Here is a 26143-nt window from a genome sequence, read left to right on the forward strand (position 1 = left end):
GTGATGACGGATCTCTAAGTATCCTTCGATTGACTTCAAAATCACGTTCTCGTCGTGAAAAGCAAGTAGGGCGAGTGCGCGAAACCGACGAATTGAACCGCGGGTGCTATTCGCGCAACACTTTGACCTTATACCTTTTCTCTTAGGCCATGCGGGCAGATTGCCCAAGCAGCACAGCTAACCATAGACCTAAGCAATCCTTAGGCTTAGTTTGGTTGGCCTAAGCCAGATGATGCGCCATGAGGTCTTGTCGATGAATAGCGTTGAAATTGTTGAGGTTGGTGCGCGAGATGGGCTGCAAAACGAGCCGGATATTCTGCCGACTGAGCAAAAAGTGGCGCTGATCCAAGCCGCGATTGCGGCAGGCGTGCGCCGGATCGAGACCGCAAGCTTTGTTAATCCGCGCCGTGTCCCCCAGATGGCCGATGCAGAGGCCGTGATGGAAGCTTTGCCCGATACCGATCAGGTGACTTATATTGGCCTTGTGCTGAATGAACGCGGGGCAGAGCGAGCGCTTCTGACGCGCGTGCATGAATTGGGTGCCGTTGCCGTGGCGAGCGACAGCTTTGCGATGCGAAATCAAGGCCAAACCAGCGCGGAAAGCATTCAAGTGGCTAATGCGATTGTTGCTATGGCCAAAGCGGCAGGCCGCTCCGGGCAAGTCACCATTTCTGCGGCCTTCGGTTGCCCATTTGAGGGCGAGGTAGACCCTGACCATGTGGTTGGCATGGCTGAGGCCTTGGCCAAAGCTGGCCCGCGCGAAATTGGTCTTGCTGATACGATTGGCGTTGCAGTGCCCCGTCAGGTTATGGCCTTGGTAAGCCGCGTCCAAGCCGTGGTCGGCGATATACCCATTCGCGCGCATTTTCATAATACCCGCAATACAGGCCTCGCCAATGCGTGGGCGGCTTTTGAGGCAGGGGCAGTAACCCTAGATTCCAGTTTGGGCGGGCTGGGCGGTTGCCCGTTTGCGCCTAAGGCCACCGGCAATATCCCGACCGAGGACTTACTCTATTTGCTGCATCGATCTGGCGTCGCCACCGGCATTGACCTGGATGCCATGATTGAAGCGGGGCTGTGGTTGACGGACGTGATGGGCAAGCCTTTGCCGTCCATGGTCACCAAGGCTGGTAATTTTCCACCCCAAACCGCTGTCGCGTGAGGAAGCCCATGTCGGAAGCAACTGGCCCCCTCAAAGGTTTGCGGGTAATCGAATTAGGGGTTCTGCTTGCCGGGCCCTTTTGCGGACAAATCTTGGGCGACCTCGGGGCCGAAGTCATCAAGGTTGAGCCCCCTGGCCAAGGCGACCCTCTGCGCGAATGGGGCACGGTCAAAAAGGATGGCCATGGGGTTTGGTTCCCCATTGTTGCTCGCAATAAAAAGTGCATCACGCTGGATTTGCGAAAGGAAGCTGGCCAAGCCGTCTTGAAGGATTTGGTCAAGGAGGCGGACTTTCTCCTTGAGAACTTCCGACCCGGAACTTTGGAAAAATGGGGCTTAGGCTATGACGCTTTATCCGCCCTTAATCCTGGCCTCATCATGATTCGCGTGTCCGGCTATGGCCAGACCGGGCCCAATAGTCACAAGGCAGGCTATGCCAGTGTTGGCGAGGCGATGGGTGGTCTGCGCTATGTGATGGGCGAGCCTGACCGGATGCCATCGCGGGCCGGGATCTCGATTGGCGACAGTCTGGCCGCCACCTATGCCGCCATTGGGGCTTTGGCCGCCCTTGAACACAGACGCACTACGGGGCGCGGCCAGATCGTCGATTCGGCGATTTATGAGGCCTGCTTTGCCATGATGGAAAGCCTCGTGCCTGACTATCATTTTGGCGGCTATATCCGGGAACGGACAGGCTCTTTCTTGCCCAAAATCGCACCATCGAACATCTATCCAGCCAGCGACGGCATGCTGATCCTTGCCGCCAATCAAGACACGGTATGGCGGCGCTTGGCCGAAGCCATGGGTCAGCCCGAACTGGCCGATGACCCGCGCTTTTTGACCCATGTCGCCCGTGGCGAAAACCAAGCAAAACTCGATGCCTTGATCAGCGCTTGGACCCTGAACATGACCTGTGTGGAACTAGAGGCGGTCTGCGAGGCCCATGGCGTGCCGTGTGGCCGCATCTATCGCGCGCCCGACATGTTGGCCGACCCCCATTTCGCTGCGCGCGAAGCGATTGTGACGGTGGAACATCCAGAACTGGGGCCGTTCCCCATGCCGAATGTCTTCCCCAAGCTGTCCGGCACACCAGGCAATGTGCGTTGGACGGGGCCAGAGCTTGGCAGCCATACCACCGAAGTTCTTGCCACTCTTTTGGGCTATGATGAGGATACGATTGCGTCGCTCAAGGGCGCAGGGGTGATCTAACGCGCTGAATCGTCAAACAAGCCAGGTTGCGGTGGTGCCTTTGGCTCCGGCAGGCCAAAGAGCTGGTAGGCCCGGGCGGCAGCAACCCGCCCACGCGGCGTGCGCATGATAAAGCCCTGCTGCATCAGATAGGGCTCAATGACATCTTCCACCCCGTCGCGGGCTTCGGAGATGGCCGCCGCCAAGGTCTCCACGCCCACGGGACCCCCGCCATAAGTCTCAACCAAGGCCCGCAAATAGCGGCGGTCGAGCATGTCGAGGCCGTCTGGATCAATGTCGAGGCGGGCAAGGCCATGGGCGGCGGTCTGGGCGTCCAAGGGGCTGCTCAAGGCATCAGCAAAGTCCCGGACGCGTCGCAACAAGCGCACCGCGATGCGGGGCGTGCCACGCGCGCGGCGCGCAATCTCAGTCGCCCCATCTGGTGTCAATGGCGCACCCAATTTTCCAGCCGCGCGCCGCAAGATCATTTCCAGATCGGCCACGCTATAAAAATCGAGGCGGGAGACGATGCCAAATCGGTCGCGCAGCGGCGTGGACAGCAGGCCCGCCCTCGTCGTCGCGCCCACCAAGGTAAAGGGCGACAAATCGATGCGGATTGATCGGGCGGAGGGGCCTTCGCCAATGACGAGATCGAGGGCGTAATCTTCCATCGCTGGGTAGAGAATTTCTTCAACCGCCGCGGACAGTCGGTGAATCTCGTCGATGAACAGGACATCTCGCGGTTCAAGATTGGTCAGGAGGGCCGCCAGATCGCCTGCCTTGGCGATCACAGGTCCCGATGTCGTCTTGAGGTTTACGCCCAATTCGCGGGCGGTAATCTGGGCTAAAGTTGTTTTGCCCAAGCCCGGTGGGCCAAACAACAACAAATGATCCATGGCATCGCCGCGCCCTTTGGCGGCGCGGACAAAGATTTCAAGATTGGCCTTAAGTTCTGTTTGGCCGACAAATTCGTCAAAGCCAGAGGGGCGCAGCGCGCGGTCTAGCGTGTCGCCCACGCGCAATTCCGACGAGATCAGGCGTTCCCCGCTGAGGCCATCTTCTGGCTGATTCATCGGCCAATCTCCTTCAAGGCCGCCTTCACCAGCGCACCCACACTAGCCTCCTCACCAAGGCTGCGGCTGGCTTGGGCCACAGCGCGCAAGGCCTCGGGCTGGGCAATGCCGAGGTTGAGAAGGGCTGAAATGGCTTGCGAGCGGTCGGCCAAAGCAGGGCCTTCTTGAACCTGTGTGGTCTGGGCTTGGGGTTCGGCAGAAAGCGGCGCACCGCCTTCGCTAAAGCCAGAGGTTCCAGTTTGCCCCATCAGACTGGCTGGCGGTGGGCGGCCTTTCAGTTCGGTAGCAATGCGGGCAGCAAGCTTTGGGCCGACGCCGTTGGCTCGCGCAATGCTGACCTTATCTTCAAGGGCTGCGGCCTCCATTAATTGATTGGGCGAAAGAACGTCCAAAATCGACAGCGCCACTTTGGCCCCAACACCGCTAATCTCTTGTAATTTGGCAAACCAAGCCCGCTCAGCATCAGATAGAAAGCCATAAAGCTTCAATGAATCTTCGCGCACTTGCGTCTCGATGAAGACATGGACCGCAGCCCCTTGGCCGAGACGCGACAACGTCCGTGTTCCGGCAAAAACCAAATAGCCCACACCCCCGACTTCGATCAAAGCGCGATCTTCGCCCGTTGCGGCCACTATGCCTTTCAGCGAGCCTATCATCCTTTAGCAGCCATTAGGTGGTTGCTGGGGCTGCGCCGCTCTGCTGCATGGCAGATGGCGGCGGCCAAAGCATCGGCGGCATCGGCGGAAACCGCCCCCGATTGCGGCAAGAGACGGCGAACCATGAAGGCCACTTGCTCCTTCTCCGCCCCGCCAGTTCCGACTAGCGCCTTTTTGATATGGCGGGTTGCATACTCCGTCACGGCAACATGGTGTTGCGCCAAAACCGACAGGGTCGCGCCACGGGCGTGGCCGAGCAATAAAGCCGATTGCGCATTCTTCGCCATGAACACCTCTTCAACCGCTGCTTCGGTCGGGTTGTAGAAATCAAGCACGTCTTTGATGCCGCTGGCAAGCGCGCCCAAACGCTCTGTCAAAGGCAGTTTTGTGGCGGGTGCGATCACGCCATGGGCGACCCATGAAATACGGGCACCTTCGCACGCAATGACGCCCCAGCCGGTGCGTTGGAGACCGGGATCAATGCCCAGAAGGATCGTTTGAAGTGACATGTCTTTCGTTCCGTAAAGCGAATCGCAGCCTTCGTGCACCAGGGTACCTTAACAGAACATAACCAGAACAATAAAGCGATGCTATTTTTTCTTCAACAGCATCACTTCAATCCGCCCGTCGTTGGCGCGCCACGTCTGATGGACCTCAAAACCAGCAACTTCGTGGGCGAGCGTTTCGGTGGTAAATTGCTGTGCGGCACCCATGGCCAGCCAGTCGCCAAGCTTAAAGCCGCAGCCTGCATCTTGCCACTGGATACTGGCATCCTTCTGGGCCACAGCCCCAAACTGAACCTGTTGACTGGCAGCTTGATGGAAAACGCGGGCTTCAAAGCCATGGCTTTTACCCAAACGGGTTAGGCAGGTGCGCACCAAAGATTGGCCAAATTCTTGATAGGCGGCTTCGACCATTGCGGCATCTTGGGCTAATTCGATTGTGACCAGCAGGAAGTCATCGCTTGTCAGCGTCAGTGAAGCGCCGTGAAACAGTTCCTTTCGCTCCTCCGCCGTCAAAAAGCCCAATCCGCCGCCAGAGATGATGGCGAGTGTTGTGCCTGACCCGATCGCCGGTAAGTCCCAATTTGCCGGGTTGGCACTTGCCGGTGCCACGCTGATTTCTGCAGTCGTATCTTTCGCTTGCAGGGTATCGAAGACCCGTGGGTCGATCTCGCGATTCATCAAGACAATCGCCTTTGGGCGTTCCAATGTCGCTAAAGTTTGGGCGGTCCGCAAACCCGTAAATGGCCCGCAGTCGATCAGGCGGGCAGCAGGCCCAACCAAGGTGGCGATGTGCGGCAGGATACGATCAAGGACTTCGCGCTCTGCCCGCTCGACATGGGAAGCAGGGTTAGCCAGCCCAAGCGCAATCGCGAAACTTCGTTCGCCAGCCAGCAGACCCTGTTGGTGGTGCCGGACCAAATCTTCAAACATGGACTCACAAACCTCAGGGAATAATCTTCAAACTAACTCACACAGCGGACAGACCAGCACCACTTGCCCGAAGCGCTGTGGAGGATAGGGGATTCCAACGGGCGGGTATATAGACCCAGGCCGGTGGTACAGCACTTGGACAGGCCATGGCATTGACCAAGTTCAGCCGTGCGTGGGGGAAGCGTTGTGCCAACCGCCCAAGCCGGGCGCGCGGTCCAGCCCCTGGGCGCGACACAACACAGATCGGCACCAAGCGCGCAATATCCTGCCAGCCGCGCCAGCGCTCAAACCCACTTAAATTGTCGGCCCCCATCAGCCAGACAAAATGCACGCCGGGATAACGTCGTTTTAGGGCCCGGAGCGTGTCGATGGTGAATTGGGTTTTTAGGCGGGTCTCAATATCGGTGACAATATTGTTCGGACCGCGCGCCACACTTCGCGCAGAGGCGAGCCTGCGTTCCAAGGGTGTGGATTTTGGCTTTAGCGGGTTTTGCGGCGATACCAGCCACCAGACACACGTCAGGCCCAGCCGGGCACGGGCTGTCTCGGCCACGTGGGCATGGCCAGAATGGGCAGGATCAAAAGAACCACCGAGGAGCCCGACCTTCATCCCTCGCGGCGCTTGTAGCGCGTATCGCATGGGCCACGATTACGGGAGAGTCCGGCATAGGGGAAGGGGTTATGCTCAGATTGAGGATAGATTGCTGCTTTAGCTGGGACGTAGGCGCGAACCAGCTTCAGGCCGAAACCGCTTGCTTATTGGGTAAGAAGGGCGCATAGGGCACATGTCTAATGACGGGTCTATGCTTGTCTGTTCGCTGAGATCTTCGGCGCTGCTCTCAAAAATACCTCCTGAAATGTCGACGCCAAAATGCCTGCACGTGCAGGCATCTAATTCTCTATGAACGGAACTACGCTAATGACTACCGGAACAGTAAAATGGTTTAATGGCCAAAAAGGCTTTGGCTTTATCGCTCCTGATGACGGCGGCCCTGATGCCTTCGTCCACATCAGTGCAGTGGAACGCTCGGGCATGAGCGACCTGCGCGACGGCCAAAAGGTCAGCTATGACCTCGTGGCAGATCGCAAGAGCGGCAAAATGTCTGCCGAAAACCTGCAAGATCGCGCGTAAGCTCTTGGCTTCTGTTAGAAGCCAGATGCTTTAGCCCCCTTGGATGCGGCCGGTGCCTTGGCATTGGCCGCAGCCTGAGATCTCGTCCCTCTACACCATCCTTAAAGTGAGTACCCAATGGCTAAGGGACAGAAAAAAAGTAATAAGGAAATCCGCAAGCCAAAGGCGGAAAAATCCAAGACCGAAGCGCCGACCCCTCTGTTCTCTAAGGGTGCGACCACGGCCGACAAAGTCCCGATGGGCAAACGCTAAAGCCTTTGGAAACTGGGTGTTGAGACCGGTTGCGCAGGATTAGGCTCCACCCGACGATACGCCAAAGCTTCTGCGACATGAATCCGCTTTACACCGTCTGCGCCATCAAGGTCTGCGATCGTGCGGGCTACTTTTAAGGTGCGATGATAGGCGCGCGCCGATAGACGCAGCGCCTCTGCGGCTTTTCCCAACAAATCCCGACCCGGTCCATCCGGGGCCGCAACCCGGTCCAGCACAGCGCCGCTGGCAACCGCATTGGTGGCCATTGCCAGCCCATCATTCTCATAGCGTTCTGCTTGGGCGGCTCTGGCACGTGCCACACGGGCAGCAGCCTCGTGAGTGCCCTCGGAACTCGCGGGCAGAGCCAAGTCGGCAGCCGTCACGGCGGGGATGTCGATTTGCAGATCAATCCGGTCAAGGAAGGGCCCTGATATGCGCGATTGATAGCTGACCATACAGCGCGGGGCCTTCCCACATGTCCGCCCGGCTGCAGCTCCACAACGGCACGGGTTCATGGCTGCAACCAGTTGAAATCGAGCAGGATAGGTGACGTGCCGATTGGCGCGTGCAACCACCACTTCACCGGTTTCCAAAGGCTGACGCAGGGCATCGAGGGCTTGGGCCGAAAACTCGGGCAATTCATCGAGAAACAAGACCCCGTGATGGGCCAGCGAGACTTCGCCCGGCTTGGCACGCAGGCCACCGCCGGTCAAAGCTGCCATGCTGGCGGAATGGTGGGGTGCGCGGAAGGGCCGTGACCGGGTAAGTGAGCCGCGCTCTAGCATGCCCGCCACGGAATGGACCATGGAAACTTCTAACAGTTCTCGCGCGTTTAAGGGTGGCAAAAGGCCGGGTAGGCGCTGGGCCAGCATGGATTTGCCAGCCCCTGGCGGGCCAACCAGCAATAAATTATGCCCCCCTGCAGCGGTAATCTCTAGCGCCCGTTTGGCCTGTTCTTGGCCGCGTACATCTTTCAAATCCGCCACGGGCGGTGCCTCGAGGAGGGCACCGGGCACGGCAAGTTCTAGGGGCCGCGCTCCGCGAACGTGGTTGATAAAGCCCATCAGGCTCGACACCCCAATCACGCGCCCACCTGACCACGCCGCTTCGGCAGCAGAAGCGGCTGGACAAACCAAGGTCAAATCTTCCCCATGGGAGGCCATGGCCGCTGGCAAAGCGCCAACAATGGGTTGCCAATCTCCGTCCAACCCCAACTCACCCAATACGGCGAGGCCATCTAGCGCGTCTGACGGCAGAACACCCATGGCCGTTAAAAGCGCTACAGCGATGGGCGCGTGATAATGGGATCCTTCCTTGGGAAGGTCAGCCGGAGCTAGATTCACCAGCACGCGCTTGGATGGAATTGAGAGGCCGATGGCGGCAAAAGCCGAACGCACACGCTCCCGACTCTCGGCAACAGCCTTGTCTGCCAAACCGACAATGGAGAAATAGGGGTTGGCCCCAGCGTCCGTTATTTGGACTTGTACATCTACTCTGCGCGCCTCGGCCCCATCAAAGGCCCATGTAACCAATCGAGCAACCATTGTTTCGCTTCCGAATTATCCACATTCCAACCCGAAATCAGAACATATATCGAACAGACAACGAACAAAAGGATATTTTCGACGCTAGATTGTGATCCTCAACCTTGATAGGCTGTGAACAATTTGATTACCACAGAGTAAGCTCTAATTCAATTTGCGGCTGATCGCGTCCCACATCAGGGAAACAGCATTGACGCCCGAAAAAGCTTTGAGGGCTAAAGCACCGGTCGGAGAGGTCACATTGATCTCCGTCAATCGCCCGGCAATCACGTCGATTCCCACGAATAAAAGCCCCCTATCCCTCAGCGTTGGGCCAATGGCGCGGCAAATTGCGAGATCAACTTCACTCAACTCAACGGGATGGGCCGTCCCACCCACAGCCAAGTTCGAACGAATATCATTGCCCTTAGGCACCCGATTAATGCCCCCAACCGGCTCGCCATCGATCAAGATGATGCGCTTATCACCGTCAAATACGCCTGGCACAAAGGCCTGCACCATGATCGGGTCGCGGCTTGTGGTGAAAAACAAGTCGAGTAGGGCGCCGAGATTGCCATCTTCAGGCTTGATCCGGAACACCGCGGCACCGGCATTGCCATACAAGGGCTTGACCACAATGTCCTTATGCTCAGCCTGAAACGCCTTGATGGTTGCAACATCGCGCGAGACCAAGGTCGGCGGCATTAAGTCGGGAAACAGAAGCGGGACGATCTTTTCAGGGCTCGACCGCACCCAAAACGGGTCATTGACCACCAGTGTCTTGCCCTTCAAGAATTCAAGCAGATGCGCGGCGGTGATATAGCTCATGTCAAAGGGCGGATCTTGCCGCATCAGGACAACGTCGACATCCTCGGCCAAATCCAGAATGACTTCGTCGCCGAGGCTGACATGGTCGCCCTTTACGCGTTGGACTTTAGCGGGCTTGGCGCGGGCGGTAACCTTGCCCTCCTGCCAGCTCAAAGTGTCGACCTGATAGACAAAAATCTCATGCCCGCGGTTCTGCGCTTCTTCAGCCATGGCAAAGGTCGTATCGCCGTCAATATTGACGTGCTCAATCGGGTCCATCTGGATGGCAATACGAAGGAGCTTTGAGACAGGGGAATCAGACACAGGATGTACTCGCTAATTGAGCTTCTGGCGCAGAGTTTGAGTTCTATCGCGATCAGCTTGGGTGTAGCCTTGAAGTTGGCTTGCCCGCTGCGCCCATTCAAGGGCTATATGAATTTGTCCGGCGGCTTCTGCAGCTTGGGAATAGTCGAGCGCAACTTGATAATTGTCTGGGGCCAGTAAAGCGCGGCGATAGGCTGCCCGCATCCACGCCTCAATCTGGCCCGAGGCCCGCGCCCGCGCCGCTAAATTGGTCTGCAGGCGCACCGCCATCACCCGATCCGATACGGGGGCGAGCATCGCCTCGCTCAAGGCCTTGATCCCAACTCGACTGGCGATCTCAGATAGACCCAGCTCATCCACAATCGCACCACCTGCGAGCGGGTCGATGAAGATAGGCCCATCGGTCGCCTCGAGACGCAAGAGGAAATGCCCCGGGGTATCAACCCCATAGAGGGCCGCATGAGACAGGCGAGCGACATGACGCCAGATCACACCCAAGCCAACGGGCAAGCCGGCGCGTGCGTTCAAAATACTGATTAAATCGGCATTGCCCGGATCATCAAAGTCCTTGGTTGAACCCGCAAACCCCATTTCGCCAAAGATCAATTGGGTGAGTGCCAGCGCCGATTGCGGCTTTCGATGTTGGGCCAAGGCTGTCAATTGATCGAGAACCTTCAACGCTTCTGACACATCACGATCGGGGCTTTCATGAATGGCGCAAGCCAGTGCACAGGCGGTCAAGTCAAAGCGATCTGCCGGCATGCTGGCACAGACTTTTAGGGCACTTTCTGCATCGAGGCGGGTCCTGGGGATCATTTGCGCCGCGCCCGAAAGGAAATCACATTGCCGAATGGGCTGTGCCTGCTCAACATCGGGTCCACTTCTGGCCGCCACGCATCGCGCACATGTTTGGGCCAACGCCAGCGGGTGACGACCATGAGATCATAGCGCCACGTGAAGTGTTGGGTCCATTCACGTCGTGCGGTCCAGCCTGTTGCGGCGCGCACAATGCGCGACATTTGCCGAGGACGTAGGACCTCCGCCGGATCAATTTCATCTCGGCGCATTTTAACTTCGATAAAGGCTAACACATCCCCGCGCCGCGCAATCAGATCAATCTCGCCCGCGGGAGTCTGCACGCGCCGCCCCAAAATCGCGTAACCTTTCAGCTGCAGTACAAAGGCAGCCCAAGTCTCGGCCCAGCGGCCAGAGCGCTCGGCAAGGGCGCGCCGGGTTAGGTTCATGACACAGCCTGCTTGCGCGCCGCCGCCAAAGCGAGAGCGCGGCTATAGACATCGCGGCGTGCTATCCCGGTCTGAAGGGCAACGGCTGCGGCTGCATCCTTGACGCTGAGGCGGGCCAAGGCTTCTTCCAATGCCGCATCCAGATCAATTGCCTCGGCTTCCTGGCTTTCCTGGCTTTTCCCGCCGACCACGACCACAATTTCGCCCCGCGGTGCATCGGTCTGACCATAATGTGCTGCCAAGTCCGACAAGGTCCCGCGGCGGGTTTCTTCATAGAGCTTGGTCAGTTCGCGCGCGACACAGGCAGGGCGGTTGCCAAATATCTTCGCCATGTTCGCAAGGCTTTCAGCCAAGCGCGGCCCTGTCTCGTAAAAGATCAAGGTGGCGGGGATAGCTGCAAATTCATGGAAGAAATCCGCCCGCGCGCCCGCTTTCGCTGGTGCGAACCCGGCAAAGAAAAACCGGGCGGACGGCAAGCCCGAGACAATCAAGGCTGCCAAAGCTGCAGACGCCCCGGGCACGGCCAGAACCTTATATCCCGCCTCAATAACGCCCCGGGCCAAACGTTCGCCCGGATCGCTGACGCCCGGTGTGCCAGCGTCCGAGCAGAAGGCAACTGAACCACCCTGATCTAGAATCTTCAGTGCGTGTTTCAGGCCCGTTTCGGTCGCGGACTCATCACAGCGCACAACTTTGCCCTTTATCCCATGCAAACCCATTAAGCGCTTGGTAACACGTGTATCTTCCGCCAGGATCAGATCACAATCGCTCAACGTTTTTGCGCCCCGCGGGGTGAAATCACCCAAATTACCAATGGGTGTTGCGACAAGGTAAAGCCCCGATTCTAACAGCATTTTTATAGGCGTTTCCAGTTGGTGCGATTGCACCAGACTGCCCTCACGCTTAGACTTAGGCCTGTTATTGGGAGTAGCGTTGGCCATGTCATCCATTTCTTCGGCAGAAGGTTCATACTTTCCGACTGGGATACCAAGCCTTAAACGCGCGCTGGGCGCAAGTCTTTGCGCAGCTATGTTGTTCGGGCTCGCGTCATGCGCATCGACACCCACAACCAAAGCACCGCCACCTCCGCCGCCCCCGCCCGTGGTGCAAGAGCCGGTCAACCCCTATGTGATCAAGGCGACCAACAAGCTGACACCGCCCCATATGGCTGGGCGCAAGCTTGTCCGCGTGGCGCTGCTGGCCCCATTTAGCAGCGACAATCCAGCTATTCGCAATGAGGCGCAGACCCTGCAAAGTGCAGCTGAACTGGCATTGTTTGAGCATGGTGATGCCTCTATGCTCCTCATTCCAAAGGATTCTGGCGACACGCCAGAGTCGGCGCGCGATGCTGCGGTCGATGCCATGCGGTCCGGCGCAGACTTCATTTTGGGCCCGTTGTTTGCCAGCGGTGTTTCAGCCATTGCGCCCTATGCGCGGGCCAATGATGTGCCGATGTTTTCCTTCTCTACCGATACGTCTGAAGCTGGTCGCGATATCTATGTATTGACCTTCCTGCCAGAGGATGAGGCTCGTCAGATTGTCCGCTATGCGGCCGAACAAGGCGTCAAACGGCTGGTGGTTTTGGCCCCAGAAGGCCGCTATGGCGACCGCGTGGCGGCGGCAGCGCGCGAAGCTGCGGCGACGGCTGGTATCGAGTTCATGGGCGATGAGCGCTATAATCCGCGGTCAACGACCATGACATCTGCCCTAGAAGTGTCGCGCCGGGTCGCAGGTCGTGTGTCTGGCGGCACCGCGAGCCGCGAGACCGCTATTCTTATTCCAGAGCGCGGTGCGATGTTGCGCGCCATTGTGCAAACCCTCGGGCAATCTGGGGCGAGTTCCCGTCAAGTCCGTTATCTGGGTACTGGCCTGTGGAATGATCCCGATACGTTGAATGATAGCCGCATGATTGGGGCATGGTTTGTTACCCCCGATGTGGCTGCCCGCAGCGCGTTTGAGCAACGCTTCAACCAAGCTTATCAACGCCGGCCAACCCGTCTGGCTGGCATGGGCTATGATGCAACGGCCATGTTGGCGCGCATGACCCGCGAAGGCAATAAATCAGGGGCCTCTGCCCGTGCTATTGAGGCCCAAGACGGTTTTATCGGTGTGGATGGCCTGTTTCGCTTTAGAAACCACGTGGTTGAGCGCGGCATGGCTGTCAACGAAGTCGTTGCACGCGGAAGCAAAGTGGTGCAAGTCGCCCCCAAGGCGTTTCCAAAGTAAGCTGTTGGTTTCAAAGGTGAAACATGAGTGATATTCGCGTACGACCTCTTGAGGCTAACGATCGCGCCGTGTGGGAAGAATTGTGGCACGGCTATTTGAGCTTCTACAAGGTCAGTAATTTTTCGCCAGAAGTGACCGAAGCAACGTGGCAGCGTCTGTTGGACCCCAATGGTCCGCTACATGGCCTTGTGGCTGTCGAGGGTGATGAGGTTTTGGGCTTGGTCCACTATCTCTTTCATCCGTCTTCTTGGACGATTGGGCCCTATTGTTATCTGCAGGACTTGTTCACCTTCCCCGCTGCGCGCCGGCGCGGGGTGGGCGAGGTACTGATCGAAGCGGTTGCCGATGCGGCGCGTGCGCAAAATGCCGCCCGAGTCTATTGGCTGACGCATGAGAGCAATGCCCCCGGCCGCAGCCTGTATGACCGCGTCGCACGCCATGCTGGCTTTATCCATTACATCAAGGATTTGTAGTCAGAGACTTTGGATTTTGCGGCCAACCTTATTGGCATACATGGCCTCGTCAGCCCGCGATAAGGCCCGCTCGCCCGTATCATCTGACTCAAAACAATAAGAGCCATAGGCAGCGCCAACGCGAAGTCGGTGGCCTTGATAGGTGATCTCAGTACGCGAGATGGCTTCAGCCAATTGTGCGCCCTTCTTTCGCGCGTCTTCTGGGCCCGCTTTTGCTAAGATAACGGCAAATTCATCCCCGCCGACGCGGCCAACCAAGTCACTCTCGCGGATGTTCGCTGCCAAGGTTTCCCCCACAGCCAAAAGGATTGCATCACCAGCAGGATGGCCAAAGCGGTCGTTGATCTGTTTGAAACCATCGAGGTCAAAATAGACGAGGCTCGCTTGCACCTCATAGCGATGGGCAAAACTAATCACTCGGTTCAACTCACGCTCAAACGCACGGCGGTTAAAAACCGGCACCAAAGTGTCGCGGTCTGCCAATTCCTCTGCGCGCCGTAACCGTTCCACCAAGCGCGCCCGATCAGACTTAAGACTTGCCACCTGATCCGATAAATGTTTCAGCGCACGGCGCACAAGGGGGGTAAGTTCTTGTGGTGGAATACCCAGAATCATGGGCTTTTCTGCAGCCTGACTCTCTGCCGAGGCTGACGAGGGCGGGGTGGCTCTGGCCTCAGCGGTGGAGTTACGTTTGGCGGCCGCGGCGGCTTGAGTAGCACGCTCCAGCACCGATTTAGGCTGCAAGGACGGCAAGGTCGCTTTTGGCTTTTCATCAGACTGATGTTGTGCAAACGACACCGCCAAACGCTCCTGTCTTGGCCGCCGCACACGGCCCGATTTCCCGCTTGATATAGCATGCCGCAGCCTGTGCGGTAAGGGCGCAAGTTCCATTATTTATGCCTTTAGGCTGTGCGCGCGATTGGTTAACAAGATGTTTACAGGCACTGATTTCCAATCACCTCTTCCATTTCCCGCCCATTCCGACTAGAAGCCCCGCTTTCTTGGATGGTGACGCAGGCGCAGGCTTAAGCTGAGTGTTTTCGTCCCAAGTGTCGGAAAGCACAGTCGATGGCCTCTAACCCGCAAATTGGATTGATTATGGGCTCCCGCTCGGATTGGGAAACCATGATTGAGGCGGCCAAGATTCTCGACGATTTGGCGGTGCCCTATGAAGCCAAAGTCGTCTCTGCCCACCGCACCCCCGATAAAATGAGCCTTTATGCGAAAGAGGCCAAAGGCCGCGGTCTGAAGGTGATTATTGCCGGTGCTGGCGGGGCTGCACATTTGCCCGGCATGGTGGCCGCGATGACGACATTGCCGGTTCTTGGCGTGCCTGTCCGCTCAGCTGCTTTATCCGGGCAAGACAGTCTGTTGTCGATTGTACAAATGCCCAAGGGCATCCCAGTGGGGACCTTGGCGATTGGCCCGGCCGGGGCTGCAAACGCCGCCTTGCTGGCTGCCTCCATTCTCGCCTTGACCGATGATGCCTTGGCCGAGCGCCTTTCGGCGTGGCGCGAGGCGCAAACCGAAGCCGTTGGGGACGATCCGCGCGCATGACACCTGCCTCTGATCGCCTCGCCCCCGGTTCGACCATCGGCATTTTAGGGGGCGGACAATTAGGCCGTATGCTGGCGGTAGCCGCAGCTGAACTGGGCTTTGATTGCGTGATTTACGAGCCAGAGCCTGATTGTCCCGCCGGGCGCGTCGCCGCCAAATGCTTTACGGCTGCTTGGGACGATCAAGAAGCGCTGGCCGCCTTTGCCGATCGCGTCGACGTGGTGACCTTCGAATTTGAAAATGTGCCCGCCGCCTCGCTCGCCTTTTTGGAAGCACGCGCCATCATCCGCCCTGGGCTGAAGTCGTTGCAATTGACGCAAGACCGCTTGGTCGAAAAGCAATTCATCCAGAGCTTGGGTCTTGAGACGGCCCCTTTTGCCGTCTGTGACAGCCTTGAAGATCTTGGTCGCGGAGTTGAGACAATCGGCCTGCCGGCCATCTTGAAGACCCGCACCTTGGGCTATGACGGCAAGGGTCAATTCCGCTTAAGCCAGATAACCGATGTGGCTGAAGCTTGGGCCGCTTTGGGTGGGAGGCCAGCGATTTTGGAGGGCTTTGTGCCCTTTGAGCGCGAGGTATCGGTCATTCTAGCCCGCGCAATCGATGGCAGTGTTGCTGCCTATGATGTGACCGAAAATGTCCACCAAGGCGGGATATTGCATACCTCTACTGTTCCGGCACAAATTTCTGACGGGCTCGCCACCAAGGCGATAGCGGCTGCTGCCCAGCTTGCTGCAGCTCTAGACCATATTGGAGTCTTGGCTGTGGAGTTCTTTGTTGTGGGTGGGGACCAATTGGTGGTCAATGAAATTGCACCGCGTGTCCATAATTCTGGCCATTGGACCCAAGATGGCTGTGCGGCCAACCAGTTCCAACAGCATATTCGCGCTGTCGTCCACTGGCCTTTGGCCTCGACACAGCGCCATGCACCACAGGTCGTGATGACCAATCTGATTGGCAAGGATATGGAGGCTTGGGCCGACCTATCTGGTCAGCCCGATACATTTGTCCATCTCTACGGCAAACGCTCTATCCGCGAAGGCCGCAAAATGGGCCATGCGATCCGTCTTTACGGCTTAGGCTGAGGCCCATAGCGCAGGCGGGTCAGAATGCCTAAGGGGTCGGGTATTTTATCGACCAGCTGATTGACCTGGGCTTTCACTTTTTCAAACTGCATTACACCCTTAATTTGCTTGTCCAAAAAGGCCCAAGTCGCGGCATTATCGTCGCTCTCATCCTGTAGCCAATAGGCCAAGGTCGCCAGATGCACGCCCGAAAGGATGGTGCGCTTAGAATAATAGTTGAAGTCGGTTGACGGGTCGCCCATTGCCACCCAAGCCCGGTCTGCCGCGCGCCAGCCTATCCTAACTGCATCGGGGGCATTATTCGGTGCCGCCAGATAGATGGCCGCGCGGCGCAGGCTTTCCTTATGTGTCGACAGCGCCTCCAGCCGCACACGCACCGCCAAGGTCGCCTTTTCGCGAATTTTTGTGCCTGGCGCACAATCTTCAATGGCGCGTTCCATTGCGCGCTCTGCCCGGTCAAACCAGGCATCAATCAAATCCACGGCCCCGCGCGGTGCGGCAAGCAAGGCCTCCCCCTCGCTCAAATTCGCCGCAACACGGGCGCGCTCTAGTGCATTTGGCAGCCAGCCGGAAAAGTTCGCCTCATCCAAGGCAGCATCAAGATAGCGATCCCGCAGCACTTGGATCGGGTCATGGTGGGAAATCGGGTTAGAGAGGTCAGCGGAAACAGTCATAGGGCCTAAGATAGGTCATGCACCGCCTATGGTCCATCGCTGTTTTCGCAACTGACATGATTCGACATCATGAGGTGGACAATTGGGACTGATTTCTGTATGTCCCCCGCTCTACTTTCACTTGGCCAGTTTTCTGGTCGTTCGTCCAATTTATAGGGGGCTCCCCTGGTTCAGATCCTTGTGCGCGATAACAACGTCGATCAGGCGTTGAAAGCACTGAAAAAGAAGATGCAGCGTGAAGGCACCTTCCGCGAAATGAAGCGTCGTAATCATTTTGAAAAACCTTCTGAGAAGCGTGCTCGTGAAGACGCCGAAGCCGTGCGCCGTATGCGCAAGCTGCAGCGCAAGCGTGCGCAGCGCGAAGGCCTGGTTCTGAAGCGCTAAGCCATTTGGCTTGACTAAATTCATAAGCCGCCGCTGGGGTCGCCTAGCGGCGGCTTTTGTGCTTGTTAGGGAGATACATGCGTGCACGATCAACCGAGCGCGGGCCGCTTTGAGGGCCGCACCCATTTTCTGCCTGTGCGGATCTATTACGAAGATACCGACATGTCGGGCATTGTCTATCATGCCAATTATCTGCGCTATTTTGAGCGCGGGCGGTCAGATTTTTTGCGGCTAGCCGGAATTCACCACACCCAATTGCTCGAGCGCGACCCGCCCTTGGCCTTTGCCATCACCGGCATGGATGTTAAGTTCAAAAAGGCCGCCCGGATTGACGATAGTCTTGTGGTTCAAACCCAGTATGATGCCATCAAGGGCGTACGTCTTATCATCAATCAGACGATCTTTCGCGGTGAGGAAGTCATAGCGACAGCAGCGGTTGAGGCCGTGACGATTGATCTACAGGGCCGACCCAAGCGCCCGTTCAAAGAACTTGAAGCCCAGTTGGCACCCTATCTTCTGGCTTAGGTTGGTTTGCGTTTGCGGCGCAGGCGCAACGCATTTTTCACCCGGTTCCAAACCTTATAGCGCTCCATGACTGGAAGCGGGTCAAGGTTCTCAAGGAATTGCTCGGCACACGCGCGCCATGAAAAGCCTTCGGCATAGGCGCGAACCTGTTTGCGGTCGAGGTGCAAGCACGCCTCAATGCTGGCGGTCAAATCATCGCCAATGGCACCCGCGTTAGAGCCCGGGATAATGTCTTTCGGGCCCGGCGCGATAAAGGCTGCCACAGGGGTACCTGTTGCCATGGCCTCTAAGATCACCAGCCCGAACGTATCGGTATAGCTTGGGAAAACAAAGACATCAGCATTGGCATAGCAAGCGGCAAGTTCGTTGCCGAACTTTGCGCCGAGGAATTTAGCCTCGGGGAAACGGGCTTCAAGGTCTGCCCGCGCAGGGCCGTCGCCGACCACGACTTTGGTGCCGTTGAGGTTACAGGCCAGAAAGGCCTCGACATTCTTTTCAACCGAAACCCGCCCAACATAAAGGAAAATCGGCCCATCTATGCCAGCCAAAGGTCCACGATCAGCTGCCCGCAGGCGGGGGTGAAATTGCTCAGTATCCACGCCACGTGTCCACATCGCCAAGTTCTTAAAGCCGCGAGAGACCAAAAGATCGTGCATGGTGGGCGTGGCCACCATCACGCGGCCGGCCATATGGTGGAACCAGCGCACATAGGCATAGCCCCAGCTTACCGGGATTGGGAATCGCGCCGAGACATATTCGGGATATTGGGTGTGGTAAGAGGTGGAGAAAGGAAATCGATGTTGGATGCAAATGCGGCGCGCTGTTAGGCCCAAGGTACCTTCAGTCGCAATATGGACCGCCTCGGGTTCAAACGCTTCAAACCGCTCTTCAATATCATCCTTGGCAAACAGGGCCATTTTGATTTCAGGATAGGTCGGCAATGGAATGGTTTTGTAGCCATCGCTGGGCGTAACCATCATCACATCATGGCCCATCTCGCGTAATTCCTGCACGGTCCGCGAAAGCGTCCGAACGACTCCATTGACTTGTGGTTCCCACGCGTCTGTTACCAGCATGATGCGCATATAGAGGCCCTTGTTTTTTCCGTGGTGTCCTTACAGTGTGCCGCCATAAAAGGCCAATAAGGCCTGCATCACCTGCGCTTGAAGAAAGATCGTCATGCTGACCCAAACAGACTTAGAGGCCATGGATGCCACCAAATATGGCGATGAAGTTGCCTTGGTGCAGGGCCTGATCGACACGAGCCCTTTGCGCGGCGCGGTTCGATCGCAGGCCTTGATGGACGCTCAGGCCATTGTGCGCAAAGCACGCGAGCGGGCCACGCCCGTTGGCATGTTAGAGACCTTTTTGGAAGAATTCGGCTTAACGACGCCCGAAGGCCTCGCCCTCATGTGTCTGGCTGAAGCGCTTTTGCGGGTGCCGGATCAAGAAACCGCTGACCGCCTGATCGCGGAAAAAATCACTAGCGGCGATTGGGGTGGGCGGGCTGGCAAGTCAGACAGCACATTGGTCAATGCTTCGGTCTGGGGGCTCATGCTGACGGGCAAAGTGGTCGATGTTGGGGCAGAAGCGCGCAAGGATTTAGGTGCCTTCATGCACCGCCTAACCCGAAAAGCGGGCGAACCTGTCATCCGCGCTGCTGTCGGCCAAGCCATGCGAATCATGGGTGAGCAATTCGTGTTGGGCCGCACGATTGAGGCGGCGATCAAGCGCGGCCAGGGCGCAATTCGCAAGCAACAAGCCAGCCACTTCTCGTTTGATATGCTGGGGGAAGGGGCGCGCACGCAAGAAGATGCAGCCCGCTATGCCAAAGCCTATGCCGAAGCGATTGAGGCGGTGGGCAAAACTTCCAATGGGATGGGGCCTGTGAAGGCGTCGGGCATTTCGGTCAAGCTCAGCGCCCTCTCACCCCGCTATGAAGCCCGCCAGCGCCAGCAGGTGCATCAGACCCTTTATCCCGTCGTCCTCAATCTCGCCTTGATCGCCAAAAACTATGATATTGGCTTCTGTTTGGATGCTGAAGAAGCCGATCGCCTCGTCCTATCGCTTGAAATCCTTAACCGCCTTGCCCACGCGCCAGAGCTTGCTGGCTGGAACGGTCTTGGCCTTGCCATACAGGCCTATCAGAAACGCGCCCCCAAGACAGTCGAGACGGTGATAGCAATTGCCCGGTCGTCGGGGCGGAAGATCATGGCGCGCTTAGTCAAAGGGGCCTATTGGGATGCCGAGATTAAGCGCGCGCAAATGGCTGGTCGGCCGGATTTCCCGGTCTATACCACCAAGCCCGCGACCGATGTGTCTTACCTAGCATGCGCAGACCTGATGCTGCGGGCACCGGACGCCATCTATTGTCAGTTTGCCACCCACAATGCCCATACACTCGCCGCTGTCCGCAGCTTGGCGCAGGCTGCTGGCCAAGACTCTTATGAGTTTCAACGTCTGCACGGCATGGGCGAGACGCTCTATGCTACAGCGCGCGACCTCTTTGGCGAAATGAATGTGCGCGTCTATGCCCCCGTCGGTGCCCATGAAGACCTGCTTCCTTATCTGGTTCGCCGCTTGCTGGAGAATGGAGCCAATACCAGTTTCGTGCATGCCTTCTTGGATGAGGATGTGCCAGTGGAGCGCGTGGCAGGCGACCCGTTGACGGCCTTAGAAGCGGGTGCACGGCGGCATTTGAAAGTGCCTGCCCCGCCTGCGCTTTATGGCGACGCCCGCGCCAATTCCAAAGGCCTTGATCTAACGCTGGCCCCCGATATCACAGCTCTTGAGCAAGCCATCCAAACCCAAGCCAAGATAAGCGAAGGTCAAGGCACAATTGCCATTACCTCACCCCAAAACCATAAAGTCACGGTCGGCTATGTCGAAGAGACAAGGCTTGAAGCCCTTGATGCCGCTTGTGAAAAGGCGCATCTGGCCCAACCTGCTTGGGATCGGTTAGGTGGCTATGCCAGAAGCCTGATCCTCTTGCGTGCCGCCGATCTGATGGAGGCCGACCGCGCCCGCCTGATGGCACTTTGCTCAGCTGAGGCTGGCAAGACCTTACAGGACTGTATCGATGAAGTGCGCGAAGCCATCGATTTCTTGCGCTATTATGCTGCTCAAGCCGCACAAGAGTTTCAAACCCCGGTGGAACTGCCCAGTCCAGCGGGTGAGACCAATGTTCTGTCGCTGCACGGGCGGGGCGTATTTGGCTGCATCAGCCCGTGGAACTTCCCCTTGGCGATTTTCATGGGCCAGGTTTCTGCCGCGCTCGCCGCAGGCAATGCGGTGGTGGCCAAGCCTGCGGAACAGACCCCCTTAATCGCCCAAGCCGCCTGCGCTTTTCTCTATCAAGCCGGGGTGCCGAAAGATGTGTTGCATTTGGTTCTCGGCGATGGCCGCCTTGGAGCGCATCTGGTCAGCAATCCAAAGATCGCTGGCATTGCCTTTACCGGCTCTACCAGCGTCGCACGCTTGATCGCCCGCACCTTGGCGCACAAGGAAGGCCCAATTGTGCCTTTGATTGCAGAGACGGGCGGCCTGAACGCCATGTTTGTCGATACCACCGCTTTGAAAGAACAAGTGGTGGATGATGTTGTCCTCTCAGCCTTTGGCTCGGCTGGGCAACGGTGTTCGGCGTTGCGCCTTTTATTTTTGCCGCATGAAACCGCCGATGCGGTGCTCGATTGCCTGATGGGGGCGATGGATGAATTGGTGCTAGGCGATCCTGCCCAGTTGTCCACCGATATTGGCCCTGTGATTGATGCCGATGCGCGGGCCATTTTGGAAGCCCATGAAGCTCGCATGGCGCAAGAGGCTAAGATTTTGAAGAAAATCGATATTGGTGCGCTGGCAGATAAGGGCCATTTCTATGGGCCATGTCTGGTGGAGATCGATCATTTGGATGTTCTGGAAACCGAAGTGTTCGGCCCCATTCTGCATGTGATACGCTATCATCCTGAAGCGATTGAAACCGTGGGTGCAGCCCTCGCGCACAAGGGCTATGGCCTGACATTGGGCTGTCACACCCGTCTCGACAGCTTTGTTGAGGCGGTGGAAGCAGCCGTCCCTGCAGGAAACTACTATGTCAACCGCTCCATGACCGGTGCCGTGGTGGGCGTTCAACCCTTTGGCGGCGAGGGGCTCTCCGGCACCGGCCCCAAAGCCGGCGGTCCCCATTATCTCCACCGTTTCGCTACCGAACGCACCAAAACCATCAACCGCGCCGCCCAAGGCGGTGACCCCCGCCTGTTCAATCTGTAAGGGGGCTAGCCTAACGATTGCCATTCAGCACGGCTTTGGCCGAGGCCCAGACCTTTTGCCGCAAGGTCCCCTGAGGTCCCCGCTCGCAGCTCACGCTTCGGCGGGAATGACATGGCGAGAGAGGGATAGCAGGCTCAGTCTTGCCAAACTGGGAGGGTCATGGCCGGAAAAAGGCCGGCGAGACCGAGAGCGATGTCTTCCCGGCCCGGTGCCGTCATGGCATGGAAGCCGATGGGCAAGCCGTCGATCAAGCCCATAGGCGCGCTGATCGCAGGCAGGTCGCCGACATTGGCATACATGGTGGCATAGGCCTGATCCACGGGTGGGCCGACATCGTGATCAAAGGCAAGGTGCGATACGGTCGGGCTGATCACGCCCGCCAAGTCTTCACGTGAAAAGCAGTTGCGCAACCGTTCCTTGGTAAGCGCAATCGTCTCATATGCCTGGTCAATCCGAGCTTGCAGCGCGCCTTGGCCATAGCTTAGCATGGCCCTAAATTCAGGCGTTAAGCCGGAATCCGGGTCGGCTAGTTCTGCAGCCCATTCACGCGCGCCTTCCACTTCGCAGACCAGCAGACAAGCCAACACGACGTCAATGTCGGTGAAGCCTAAAGCCAGATCGACCTCGATGACCTGTGCCCCCGCGTCGAGCAAGCGTTGGCATGCCACCGCAAAGCTGGGCTGGATCAGCGCTGGTGGGGCTGCTCGGTCCCGGGCTACGGCAAAACGTAAGCCCTGCAGGGAATGAAGTGCGGCAGGCGCGCCCAAGGCTTTCGCGACGGCCCAAAGTGTTTCAGGATTTTTGGCCAATGGTCCGACTTGATCCAATGTGGTCGACAAGGGCACGACACCGCTCTGAGACACCAAAGTGCCCGAGGGCTTCCATCCATACACACCACAATAGGAAGCCGGCAGACGGATGGAGCCCATCGTGTCTGTTCCCAAGGCCGCATCGACAAGACCTGCGGCAATCGCCGCACCCGATCCACCTGACGAGCCGCCGGGTGAGAAATTGGCCCGCCATGGGTTGATGCAGCGGCCGTAAGCCTTGTTGTCGGTCGTGGCCCCCAAGGCACCTTCATGCATATTCAGGGTGCCGACGATTTCTGCACCAGCCTTACGCAACAAAGCGACAACGGGTGCATCATGGGTGGCAATTGCCTGGCGGCGCGCCTGCGAGCCAGCCGTATTGGCAAGGCCCTGAACCGCAATATTGCCCTTTACCCCCAGCCGAAGGCCCGCAAGCGCGCCTTCGCTCTGTGGCGGGGTCTCATCAAAGGCGATGAAGGCCCTGATGGCTTGATTGGCGGCGAGAAGTTTTGCGTGATCCATCAGCGGTGGTCTAGCAGGCGAATAGGCTTTTGTCTGGACTCAATCTGGGTCAAAGCAGCGGTGCCTCCCGGTGGTACCAATTCGACCTGTGCTTCAATACCCAGCTTGCGCTTTAAGGTCTCGCGATAAGTTTCTGGATTGCCACCGCGATCTTCGCAAATCACTATCAACTCGTCGCGGCCCTGCCCATCGCGCACGACTTTACAGATCCACTCGCCGGCAAAAGCTGGAAGCTCTGCCAGGATCGGCCCAACGGCTTGAGGGAAGACATTGATACCACGCAGCTTCACCATATTGTCGGATCGACCGAGGAAGCCTTCGATGCGCTTGAACTGCACGCCAATCGCGCTTGTGTCGGTACGGAAGGCACTGACGTCATGGGTGTTGAAGCGGATGATGGGATAAACATCGTCCTTGAACAGACAAGTCACGACGAGATCGCCTGTTTGGCCATCCGGTACGGGTTGTGCGGTGTCGAGATCGCAGATTTCCACCCAGTGCGCGTCTTCCATCACATAATGACCATCCCGGTCGGGGCCTTCGCCCGCGATCATGCCGGTATCGCCGACGCCATACCAATCATAGCAGGCCGCCCCGCCCCAGAGAGCAGAGACCGTATCCTTATCTTCCCGGCCAAATTGACCCGAGATCATGCGAATGGGGATATCCACCCCGGGCTCTAGCCCCTCAGCGCGAGCCACTTCTGCCAGCTTTTTGATATAGTCGGTGAAGCCCAAAATCACTGTTGCGCCAAAGTCGCGCATCAAGCCGACTTGCGCCGCACTGCGTGTTTCGATGCCGGTGCCAGCCGACATGAAGGTTGCACTGGTCCAGCGGGTGACGGCCTCGCGGATATAATGCCCGCCATTGATCATGCCATGACCATAGACGGAGTGGACGACATCGCTGGGGCGCATGCCCTGCCAGCGAAATAGGCGGGCGAGCAAGAGGTTTTGCACCTCCCGCGTTTTGGCACCGAAGAAGAGCGGCTGCGGTCGCCCCGTTGTTCCGCTGGTTGTGTGAAAAATCATCGGCGGGCGGGCACTATCTGGATAGGAATCTAAGCCCGCAAAGTCACCAAACGGGGGGTAAAGCGCTATACTTTCGACAATCTCTTGCTTGCCGAAAGTAGGTAATTTGGGCAAATCGTCGAGAGAGCGGATGTCGCCTGCTTCAATGCCGTGCTTGCCCCACAGGCGCTGATAAAAGTGGGTTTTGGCGGCCCGCGCCAAGAGCTTTTGAAACAGGCGCTCTTGATGGGCGCGTAACTGGTCGCGGCTGATGCTGGTTGCCATCTTCACAAAGTCATCGCCGATCGGGTGGTCTTTGAGGAGGGCTGGATAATCGAGGCTTTGGGCAAAGCTGGTATGTAAATCCGTCACGAGAGGATCCCTGCGGCAAGGCGGCCCAATAGGCCGACATCAATGAGTTCGGTCAGATGGTCTGTGGCCTCGATGAGGGCGTCTTCCAGCTCAGGATTGGCCCGGCCAAAGCCAAATGCGCAACAGGCCCGGAACTTTGCCAAATGGGCTTGCCGGCTCAATGGGCGTTGGGGTGTACCCAAAAGTTTGTCTATTGCCACCTCCAGGACCCGACCATCCTTCAGAACGGCGCGCGCCGATTGCGGCACAAAGGAGGAGGCTTCTGTCACCTCATTGACTTCAACCTGGATGCGAGCCGCCAGTGCGTGAATTGCCGGATCATTGAGCCAGTCTGCTGTAAAGTCTGTCAGCCCGACATCGCCCTTGGTCAAAGCAATTGCGCCAACATAGGGCAGACACAAGCGTGCATAATTGACTTCCAATGGCGGTGGCGCGATCGGGCGACCAACTAAATGATGGATCAAGGGCGGGGCCGAAATCGTCAGATGGTCGAGATTATCAGCCGTCAGACCTTGGCGCGCCAAGTCTTGGATCATGTCGATCCCTCCGTGGGAGGCGCGGCCACTGGGGAAGGGTTTCCAACTGACCTCTGCGGCGCGCCAAATTTGGCCAAGGCTTGCCATCACGGGCTCAAGCGCTGTGTCGCGTTCAAACAGTGAGAGATAGCCAAACGGCCCATCAATGGAGCCCATTGGTCCGGGCAGACCGGCTTCGACCAAATCGACTGCGACAAAGGCAGATCGTGCAGCCCCGGCGACACTGGCCGCCAAAGCGGGCGTGCCTTCAACATGGGCCTGCATCGTGCCGGATGCAAAGGCAAGCGCATAACCAAAAGCGTGGGCCGTCTGGTCACCACTTAAGCCTCTGGCATGAGAAAGCGCCGCGACCGCGCCAAACAAGCCGCAGGTTGCAGGTCGGAAGAAGCGGATTTGGGACTTCGCCGCAACACCGAGTCCTGCTGCAACATCAACCCCGATCGCCGCCGCCGAAACATAGCGTTCACCCCTGAGGCCTACCCGTTGTGCTTCCGCCAGTAAGACCGGGACTACTACGGTAAACGGGTGCAATACCGCCCCCTCATGCACACAATCAAACTCTAACGCATGGGCCTGAAACGCATTGACGAATGCGGCATGGGGCGCTGGCAAAGCCTCGCCTGTGGCAAAAACATTCGCCTGGGTCCCATCGCCCCATTTTGCTGCCGCTTGGCGGACACCTTCTGCATAGGGCGAACGTGTGCCCGCAATTCCAACGCCGATCAAATCCAAGGTAAAATTGCGGACGGCTTGGATCGCTTCGGGCGGTAGATCGGCCAAAGTGGTTGAGGCCACATGTTGGGCGAGCTTTTGCGCCGCTGTGTGTGACGCATCCGTCTGTATAGACTCTGAGCTTTGTCCGGACATATTGGGGACATAGCATGCTACGAGGGAAGCGCAATCGCTCT

27 protein-coding genes are annotated in these 26143 nt (G+C 57.9%); 11 read left to right on the plus strand and 16 right to left on the minus strand.

All coding sequences use genetic code 11. The features are described 5' to 3' along the window. Nucleotides 1–229: 229 nt before the first annotated feature. A complete protein-coding gene (locus B7364_RS13595) occupies nucleotides 230–1162 on the plus strand; it encodes a hydroxymethylglutaryl-CoA lyase (RefSeq protein WP_232780916.1) in 933 nt (310 codons plus the stop codon). Nucleotides 1163–1170: 8 nt separating this feature from the next. Further along, a complete protein-coding gene (locus tag B7364_RS13600; RefSeq protein ID WP_085340582.1) occupies nucleotides 1171–2370 on the plus strand; it encodes a CaiB/BaiF CoA transferase family protein in 1200 nt (399 codons plus the stop codon). Here the strand turns inward: B7364_RS13600 and ruvB are convergent. The 5 genes from ruvB to B7364_RS13625 form a co-directional block, all read right to left on the minus strand. Continuing rightward, nucleotides 2367–3422: a Holliday junction branch migration DNA helicase RuvB gene (ruvB, locus tag B7364_RS13605; protein WP_085340583.1), complete on the minus strand. Its 1056-nt coding sequence runs from the start codon at nucleotides 3420–3422 to the stop codon at nucleotides 2367–2369. The genes B7364_RS13600 and ruvB overlap by 4 nt on opposite strands. Continuing rightward, nucleotides 3419–4078 (minus strand): Holliday junction branch migration protein RuvA, encoded by a 660-nt coding sequence (ruvA, locus tag B7364_RS13610; protein ID WP_085340584.1) that lies wholly within the window; start codon nucleotides 4076–4078, stop codon nucleotides 3419–3421. Before ruvA ends, ruvB begins: the two co-directional genes overlap by 4 nt. Next, on the minus strand, nucleotides 4075–4587 hold the full coding sequence (ruvC, locus tag B7364_RS13615; RefSeq protein ID WP_085340585.1) for a crossover junction endodeoxyribonuclease RuvC: 513 nt from the start codon (nucleotides 4585–4587) through the stop codon (nucleotides 4075–4077). Before ruvC ends, ruvA begins: the two co-directional genes overlap by 4 nt. An 81-nt stretch (nucleotides 4588–4668) precedes the next feature. Further along, complete coding sequence (locus B7364_RS13620; protein ID WP_085340586.1) at nucleotides 4669–5514, minus strand: L-histidine N(alpha)-methyltransferase; 846 nt, start codon at nucleotides 5512–5514, stop codon at nucleotides 4669–4671. A gap of 37 nt (nucleotides 5515–5551) precedes the next feature. Next, the gene (locus B7364_RS13625; RefSeq protein ID WP_085340587.1) at nucleotides 5552–6154 is read right to left on the minus strand and encodes a nicotinate-nucleotide adenylyltransferase; all 603 of its coding nucleotides are present in this window, start codon (nucleotides 6152–6154) and stop codon (nucleotides 5552–5554) included. A 279-nt stretch (nucleotides 6155–6433) separates the two neighbouring features. On the opposite strand from B7364_RS13625, the gene B7364_RS13630 reads away from it, so the two are divergent. Both B7364_RS13630 and B7364_RS18420 read left to right on the plus strand, forming a co-directional pair. Further along, a complete protein-coding gene (locus tag B7364_RS13630; RefSeq protein ID WP_085340588.1) occupies nucleotides 6434–6646 on the plus strand; it encodes a cold-shock protein in 213 nt (70 codons plus the stop codon). Between the two features lie 117 nt (nucleotides 6647–6763). Next, the gene (locus B7364_RS18420; protein WP_346383667.1) at nucleotides 6764–6898 is read left to right on the plus strand and encodes a hypothetical protein; all 135 of its coding nucleotides are present in this window, start codon (nucleotides 6764–6766) and stop codon (nucleotides 6896–6898) included. Here the strand turns inward: B7364_RS18420 and B7364_RS13635 are convergent. The 5 genes from B7364_RS13635 to rsmI all read right to left on the minus strand — a co-directional run bounded on the left by B7364_RS13635 (nucleotide 6895) and on the right by rsmI (nucleotide 11737). Further along, nucleotides 6895–8442: a YifB family Mg chelatase-like AAA ATPase gene (locus B7364_RS13635; protein WP_085340589.1), complete on the minus strand. Its 1548-nt coding sequence runs from the start codon at nucleotides 8440–8442 to the stop codon at nucleotides 6895–6897. The genes B7364_RS18420 and B7364_RS13635 overlap by 4 nt on opposite strands. A gap of 144 nt (nucleotides 8443–8586) precedes the next feature. Beyond that, entirely contained in the window at nucleotides 8587–9552 is a 966-nt protein-coding gene (gene gshB, locus B7364_RS13640) for a glutathione synthase (protein ID WP_269798784.1), read from the minus strand. Between the two features lie 12 nt (nucleotides 9553–9564). After that, on the minus strand, nucleotides 9565–10368 hold the full coding sequence (locus B7364_RS13645) for a transglutaminase family protein (protein WP_085340591.1): 804 nt from the start codon (nucleotides 10366–10368) through the stop codon (nucleotides 9565–9567). Then, on the minus strand, nucleotides 10365–10796 hold the full coding sequence (locus tag B7364_RS13650) for a YraN family protein (protein WP_085340592.1): 432 nt from the start codon (nucleotides 10794–10796) through the stop codon (nucleotides 10365–10367). Before B7364_RS13650 ends, B7364_RS13645 begins: the two co-directional genes overlap by 4 nt. Continuing rightward, nucleotides 10793–11737: a 16S rRNA (cytidine(1402)-2'-O)-methyltransferase gene (gene rsmI, locus B7364_RS13655; protein ID WP_332835087.1), complete on the minus strand. Its 945-nt coding sequence runs from the start codon at nucleotides 11735–11737 to the stop codon at nucleotides 10793–10795. The genes B7364_RS13650 and rsmI overlap by 4 nt, the downstream gene beginning before the upstream one ends. Here rsmI and B7364_RS13660 point away from each other — a divergent pair. Both B7364_RS13660 and B7364_RS13665 read left to right on the plus strand, forming a co-directional pair. After that, nucleotides 11736–13022 (plus strand): penicillin-binding protein activator, encoded by a 1287-nt coding sequence (locus tag B7364_RS13660; protein ID WP_085340594.1) that lies wholly within the window; start codon nucleotides 11736–11738, stop codon nucleotides 13020–13022. The two genes, rsmI and B7364_RS13660, sit on opposite strands and share 2 nt — an antisense overlap. 23 nt (nucleotides 13023–13045) lie before the next feature. Then, entirely contained in the window at nucleotides 13046–13495 is a 450-nt protein-coding gene (locus tag B7364_RS13665; RefSeq protein WP_085340595.1) for a GNAT family N-acetyltransferase, read from the plus strand. Here B7364_RS13665 and B7364_RS13670 read toward each other — a convergent pair whose 3' ends face one another. Further along, nucleotides 13496–14293 (minus strand): GGDEF domain-containing protein, encoded by a 798-nt coding sequence (locus B7364_RS13670; RefSeq protein WP_157893706.1) that lies wholly within the window; start codon nucleotides 14291–14293, stop codon nucleotides 13496–13498. Nucleotides 14294–14563: 270 nt separating this feature from the next. On the opposite strand from B7364_RS13670, the gene purE reads away from it, so the two are divergent. Together purE and B7364_RS13680 are read left to right on the plus strand one after the other, a co-directional pair. Continuing rightward, nucleotides 14564–15052 carry a 5-(carboxyamino)imidazole ribonucleotide mutase gene (purE, locus tag B7364_RS13675; protein WP_085340597.1) on the plus strand — a complete coding sequence of 163 codons (489 nt, stop codon included), beginning with the start codon at nucleotides 14564–14566 and terminating at the stop codon, nucleotides 15050–15052. Further along, the gene (locus tag B7364_RS13680) at nucleotides 15049–16137 is read left to right on the plus strand and encodes a 5-(carboxyamino)imidazole ribonucleotide synthase (protein ID WP_085340598.1); all 1089 of its coding nucleotides are present in this window, start codon (nucleotides 15049–15051) and stop codon (nucleotides 16135–16137) included. The genes purE and B7364_RS13680 overlap by 4 nt, the downstream gene beginning before the upstream one ends. On the opposite strand, the gene B7364_RS13685 is transcribed toward B7364_RS13680, so the two are convergent. Then, on the minus strand, nucleotides 16122–16811 hold the full coding sequence (locus tag B7364_RS13685) for a COQ9 family protein (protein ID WP_085340599.1): 690 nt from the start codon (nucleotides 16809–16811) through the stop codon (nucleotides 16122–16124). The genes B7364_RS13680 and B7364_RS13685 overlap by 16 nt on opposite strands. A gap of 165 nt (nucleotides 16812–16976) precedes the next feature. Here B7364_RS13685 and rpsU point away from each other — a divergent pair, with 165 nt between their 5' ends. Together rpsU and B7364_RS13695 are read left to right on the plus strand one after the other, a co-directional pair. Then, nucleotides 16977–17195 carry a 30S ribosomal protein S21 gene (gene rpsU / locus B7364_RS13690; protein WP_085340600.1) on the plus strand — a complete coding sequence of 73 codons (219 nt, stop codon included), beginning with the start codon at nucleotides 16977–16979 and terminating at the stop codon, nucleotides 17193–17195. A gap of 81 nt (nucleotides 17196–17276) precedes the next feature. Continuing rightward, nucleotides 17277–17720 carry a YbgC/FadM family acyl-CoA thioesterase gene (locus tag B7364_RS13695; protein ID WP_085340601.1) on the plus strand — a complete coding sequence of 148 codons (444 nt, stop codon included), beginning with the start codon at nucleotides 17277–17279 and terminating at the stop codon, nucleotides 17718–17720. On the opposite strand, the gene B7364_RS13700 is transcribed toward B7364_RS13695, so the two are convergent. Continuing rightward, complete coding sequence (locus B7364_RS13700; RefSeq protein ID WP_085340602.1) at nucleotides 17717–18805, minus strand: glycosyltransferase family 4 protein; 1089 nt, start codon at nucleotides 18803–18805, stop codon at nucleotides 17717–17719. The genes B7364_RS13695 and B7364_RS13700 overlap by 4 nt on opposite strands. Before the next feature lie 94 nt (nucleotides 18806–18899). On the opposite strand from B7364_RS13700, the gene putA reads away from it, so the two are divergent. After that, nucleotides 18900–21986: a bifunctional proline dehydrogenase/L-glutamate gamma-semialdehyde dehydrogenase PutA gene (gene putA / locus B7364_RS13705; RefSeq protein WP_085340603.1), complete on the plus strand. Its 3087-nt coding sequence runs from the start codon at nucleotides 18900–18902 to the stop codon at nucleotides 21984–21986. 134 nt (nucleotides 21987–22120) lie between these two features. On the opposite strand, the gene B7364_RS13710 is transcribed toward putA, so the two are convergent. Genes B7364_RS13710 through B7364_RS13720 form a run of 3 tightly spaced genes read right to left on the minus strand, consistent with a single transcriptional unit; the run spans nucleotide 22121 to nucleotide 26102 of the window. Next, on the minus strand, nucleotides 22121–23317 hold the full coding sequence (locus B7364_RS13710) for an amidase (protein WP_085340604.1): 1197 nt from the start codon (nucleotides 23315–23317) through the stop codon (nucleotides 22121–22123). Further along, nucleotides 23317–24699, minus strand: a complete 1383-nt coding sequence (locus tag B7364_RS13715; protein ID WP_198534255.1) for a phenylacetate--CoA ligase family protein — start codon at nucleotides 24697–24699, stop codon at nucleotides 23317–23319. The genes B7364_RS13710 and B7364_RS13715 overlap by 1 nt, the downstream gene beginning before the upstream one ends. Continuing rightward, nucleotides 24696–26102: an MmgE/PrpD family protein gene (locus B7364_RS13720; protein ID WP_085340605.1), complete on the minus strand. Its 1407-nt coding sequence runs from the start codon at nucleotides 26100–26102 to the stop codon at nucleotides 24696–24698. The genes B7364_RS13715 and B7364_RS13720 overlap by 4 nt, the downstream gene beginning before the upstream one ends. Nucleotides 26103–26143 lie beyond the last annotated feature (41 nt).

Origin of the sequence: Aquidulcibacter paucihalophilus (assembly GCF_002105465.1) — a bacterium.
GTDB classification, from domain to species: Bacteria; Pseudomonadota; Alphaproteobacteria; order Caulobacterales; family Aquidulcibacteraceae; genus Aquidulcibacter; species Aquidulcibacter paucihalophilus.

Bases quoted from the DNA above. Each gene is read 5' to 3' on its own strand.
- B7364_RS13595 (WP_232780916.1), top strand. From the start codon at position 230: ATGATGCGCCATGAGGTCTTGTCGATGAATAGCGTTGAAATTGTTGAG.
- B7364_RS13600 (WP_085340582.1), top strand. From the start codon at position 1,171: ATGTCGGAAGCAACTGGCCCCCTCAAAGGTTTGCGGGTAATCGAATTA.
- ruvB (WP_085340583.1), bottom strand. From the start codon at position 3,422: ATGAATCAGCCAGAAGATGGCCTCAGCGGGGAACGCCTGATCTCGTCG.
- ruvA (WP_085340584.1), bottom strand. From the start codon at position 4,078: ATGATAGGCTCGCTGAAAGGCATAGTGGCCGCAACGGGCGAAGATCGC.
- ruvC (WP_085340585.1), bottom strand. From the start codon at position 4,587: ATGTCACTTCAAACGATCCTTCTGGGCATTGATCCCGGTCTCCAACGC.
- B7364_RS13620 (WP_085340586.1), bottom strand. From the start codon at position 5,514: ATGTTTGAAGATTTGGTCCGGCACCACCAACAGGGTCTGCTGGCTGGC.
- B7364_RS13625 (WP_085340587.1), bottom strand. From the start codon at position 6,154: ATGCGATACGCGCTACAAGCGCCGCGAGGGATGAAGGTCGGGCTCCTC.
- B7364_RS13630 (WP_085340588.1), top strand. From the start codon at position 6,434: ATGACTACCGGAACAGTAAAATGGTTTAATGGCCAAAAAGGCTTTGGC.
- B7364_RS18420 (WP_346383667.1), top strand. From the start codon at position 6,764: ATGGCTAAGGGACAGAAAAAAAGTAATAAGGAAATCCGCAAGCCAAAG.
- B7364_RS13635 (WP_085340589.1), bottom strand. From the start codon at position 8,442: ATGGTTGCTCGATTGGTTACATGGGCCTTTGATGGGGCCGAGGCGCGC.
- B7364_RS13645 (WP_085340591.1), bottom strand. From the start codon at position 10,368: ATGATCCCCAGGACCCGCCTCGATGCAGAAAGTGCCCTAAAAGTCTGT.
- B7364_RS13650 (WP_085340592.1), bottom strand. From the start codon at position 10,796: ATGAACCTAACCCGGCGCGCCCTTGCCGAGCGCTCTGGCCGCTGGGCC.
- B7364_RS13660 (WP_085340594.1), top strand. From the start codon at position 11,736: ATGTCATCCATTTCTTCGGCAGAAGGTTCATACTTTCCGACTGGGATA.
- rsmI (WP_332835087.1), bottom strand. From the start codon at position 11,737: ATGGCCAACGCTACTCCCAATAACAGGCCTAAGTCTAAGCGTGAGGGC.
- B7364_RS13665 (WP_085340595.1), top strand. From the start codon at position 13,046: ATGAGTGATATTCGCGTACGACCTCTTGAGGCTAACGATCGCGCCGTG.
- purE (WP_085340597.1), top strand. From the start codon at position 14,564: ATGGCCTCTAACCCGCAAATTGGATTGATTATGGGCTCCCGCTCGGAT.
- B7364_RS13680 (WP_085340598.1), top strand. From the start codon at position 15,049: ATGACACCTGCCTCTGATCGCCTCGCCCCCGGTTCGACCATCGGCATT.
- B7364_RS13685 (WP_085340599.1), bottom strand. From the start codon at position 16,811: ATGACTGTTTCCGCTGACCTCTCTAACCCGATTTCCCACCATGACCCG.
- B7364_RS13700 (WP_085340602.1), bottom strand. From the start codon at position 18,805: ATGCGCATCATGCTGGTAACAGACGCGTGGGAACCACAAGTCAATGGA.
- putA (WP_085340603.1), top strand. From the start codon at position 18,900: ATGCTGACCCAAACAGACTTAGAGGCCATGGATGCCACCAAATATGGC.
- B7364_RS13710 (WP_085340604.1), bottom strand. From the start codon at position 23,317: ATGGATCACGCAAAACTTCTCGCCGCCAATCAAGCCATCAGGGCCTTC.
- B7364_RS13720 (WP_085340605.1), bottom strand. From the start codon at position 26,102: ATGTCCGGACAAAGCTCAGAGTCTATACAGACGGATGCGTCACACACA.